This is a genomic window from Microbacterium sp. CR_7 (assembly GCF_041954755.1).
Lineage (GTDB): Bacteria > Actinomycetota > Actinomycetes > Actinomycetales > Microbacteriaceae > Microbacterium.
Map to the genome: position 1 here is coordinate 1 of NZ_JAVAYF010000015.1, position 3,505 is coordinate 3,505.

1 pseudogene is annotated in these 3,505 nt (G+C 71.3%); it reads left to right on the forward strand.

What is annotated here, in order from left to right:
- Positions 1 to 3,505: pseudogene (locus RAC81_RS16935) on the forward strand (AraC family transcriptional regulator); the annotation flags it as partial.

Consider the following 3,505-nt stretch of genomic DNA (forward strand, 5'->3'; position numbering starts at 1 on the left):
CGCCTCTCGGTCGTCAACGGCGGACGTCTCGCCGACGGTGCGACCGGGCGAGCCGGTGACGTCGTGACCTGGACGTACGTGCTGACCAACGACGGCAATGTCACCCTGAGCGGCGTCGCCCTCGCAGACGCCCTCGCCGGGGTCGGTGCGCCGAGCTACACCTGGACGACCCCGGTCGGAGTCCTCGGCCCGCGCGAGTCCGTCACGGCGACTGCGACGTACACCCTCACCCAGGCCGACGTCGACGCGGGCAGCGTGACCAGCCTCGTCACCGGCACCGGTACGCCGCCCAACGGCGGCGCCCCCGTCACGGTATCCGCGCCGGCCACGGTTCCGCTCACTGCCGCCCCCGCGCTCGTCGTCACGAAGGACGACCTCCCGTCCCGCGGCGCTGCCGGCGACACGATCGACTACTCCTTCACGATCGAGAACCGTGGGAACGTGACGCTCTCGGGCGTCGTGCTCGCCGACTCGCTCCCGGGTCTCAGCACCCCCGTCATCACCTGGCCGACCGTCGACCGCGTGCTGGCACCCGGCGAGGTCGCCACGGCGACGGCGACCTACGTCATCAAGCAGGCCGATGTCGACGCCGGTTCGGTGGCGAACACGGCGACGGCGAGTGCGACCGACCCCGGTGGGGACTCCGTGACGGCGACCTCGGCCGAGGTCGTGACCGCACTCGACGACGCGGCGCCCGCCGTGGAGACCACCAAGTCGGCGGCTCTGGCGACAGGCGGGACCGGAGCGGTCGGCGATGTGATCGAGTACACCGTCACCGTTCGCAACGCCGGCAACGTGACGCTCGACGACGTAGGGATCGTCGACGAGCTCGAGGACCTCTCCGACATCGCGGTGGTCTGGCCGGGCGCCGAGGGTGTGCTCGCTCCGGGCGAGACACTCGTCGGGACGGCGCGCTACGTCATCACGCAGGCCGATGTCGACCGCGGCGGGGTCGCCAACATCGCCACCGGTTCCGGCACCGATCCCTCGGGTTCCGTGGTGTCGGACGATTCCGACCGCGTGTTCGTGTCGGCCGTGACAGCCGCGCCCGATGCGACCGTGACCAAGTCCGGCGTCCTGGAGCCCGGCGCGACCGGTCGTGCCGGCGACACCGTCCGCTACACGTTCCAGGTCGTCAACACCGGCAACGTGACGCTGCGCGATGCGGGGCTCACGGACCCGCTCGTCGGGCTCTCCGCGATCGAGGTCGTGTGGCCGGCCGACGCCGGGGTGCTCGCTCCCGGAGCATCGGCGAGTGCGACGGCCGAGTACGAGCTGACCCAGGCCGACGTCGATCGGGGACGCGTCGACAACACCGTCACGCTGACCGCGACGGCGCCCGACGAATCGACCGTCCAGCGCACGGCATCCGCCACCGTCCCGATCATCGAGGACGCCGAGCTCACCACGGTCAAGAGCGGCCGTATCCTCGAGCCTGGTATCGGGGCGGTCGGAGACGTCATCGAGTACCAGCTCGTCGTCACCAACACCGGCAACGTGACCGTGCAGGAGGGGCGCCTGATCGACCGGCTCGCCGGGCTCTCTCTGCCGGAGATCGACTGGCCGGGCGCAGAGGGCGAACTCCTCGTGGGTGACACCGTCGTCGGCACGGCGAGGTACACCCTCACACAGGCCGACATCGACCGCGGATTCGTCCGCAACGTCGCGGGCGTCGAAGCGGTGACCGAGCAGGGGACGATCGTCGTCGCCGACTCCAACCCCGTGGTGATCAACACCGTGCAGCCCGCGGCTGCGCTGACCGTCGAGAAGGACGGCCTGATCGACGGCGACGGGGGCGTCGGAGGAACCGTCGACTACACGTTCCGCATCACGAACTCGGGCAACGTCACGGTGAGCGCCATCACGCTCGCCGACCCGATGCCCGGCCTCAGCACGCCGGAGATCGACTGGCCGGGCACGCCCGGCGTGCTCGCTCCCGGGCAGTCGGCCACGGCCGCGGCCGACTACACGATCACGCAGACCGACGTCGATGCGGGTTCTATCGCGAACGCAGCCACGGCGAGCGGCAGCTCCCGCGGCGGACCCGTCACGAGTCCCGCAGGGATCGAGACCGTCGACACCCAGGGCATCCGGACATCGATCGTCGTGACGAAGGATGCCGATCTCGACCCCGCGGCGGAGGGAGTGGCCGGCGACGTCGTCACCTGGACCTACTCGCTGCAGAACACCGGCAACGTGACGCTCACCGGCGTCTCGCTCACGGATCGTCTCACGGGATCGACGGCTCCTCAGTACGTCTGGCCCGACGCGGCCCGCCCCGGCGTCCTGCTCCCCGGCCAGACGGTGACCGCCACGTCGACCTACGAGCTGACCCAGGCCGACGTCGACCGGGGAACGGTTGCGAGCGCGGTCGACGGCACGGGTCGCCCTCCTCGCGGTGCTGACGTCGCGGGCTCCGCCACGGCATCCGTCGAGATCGCGGCGCGCCCCGGCCTTGCCGCGACCAAGGCGGGCACCGTGGACGGCGCCGGCGACGTGGGAGACACGATCGACTACGCGTTCGGCATCACGAACACGGGAAACGTCACGCTCACGCTCGTCGACCTGGTCGACGCACTCGCGGGCGTCAGCTCTCCGACCTTCGACTGGCCGGGGGAGCCGGGAGTACTGCTCCCCGGCGAGACCGTCGACGCGACCGCCGACTACACGATCACCCAGGCCGACGTCGATCGCGGCTCGGTCACGAACATCGCCACGGCGAGCGGCAAGCCCCCGGTCGGCGACACCATCACGGCAAGCACGCCCGCGACGGAGACCACCGTCGCGAGTGCCGTCCCGGCCCTGCTGACGGGCAAGACGGCCACGCTGCGCGGCGACGGATCCGTCGGAGACATCGTCGACTACGCCTTCACGATCGAGAACACCGGCAACGTCACCGTCTCGGGCATCACTCTCACCGACCCGCTGCCCGGCCTCTCCGTCCCGACGCTGCGCTGGCCCGACGCCCCGGGAATCCTCGCTCCGGGCGAGGTCGCAACGGCGACCGCGAGCTACGCCATCGTCCAGGCCGACGTGGATGCCGGAGAGATCGTGAACCAGGCGGCCGCCGCCGGGACCTCGCCCGCTGGGGCGGCGGTCACCGACTCGTCGGACGTGGTGCGCACGCCGACGATCGCGGGCGATGCGGAGATCGTCGTGGAGAAGACCGGCGCGCTCACCGCCGGATCGACCGGTCAGGTCGGCGAGCTGGTGCAGTTCGGTTTCCGCATCGTCAACACAGGGAACCAGACCCTCAGCGACGTCGTGCTCTCCGACGCTCTCCCCGGGATGAGCGCGATCGACGTCACCTGGCCGAGCGACGCCCCCGGCGCCGAGGGTGTGCTGCCCGTCGGCTCCGAGGCTCGCGGAACCGCGACCTACGCGCTCACCCAGACCGACATCGACGCCGGAGCCGTGTCGAACTCGGTGGACGTCGCCGCCTCGACCCCCGTGGGCGACACCGTCGACGCCCTCGACGGCGCGACCGTCGTCATCCCGCGCACCC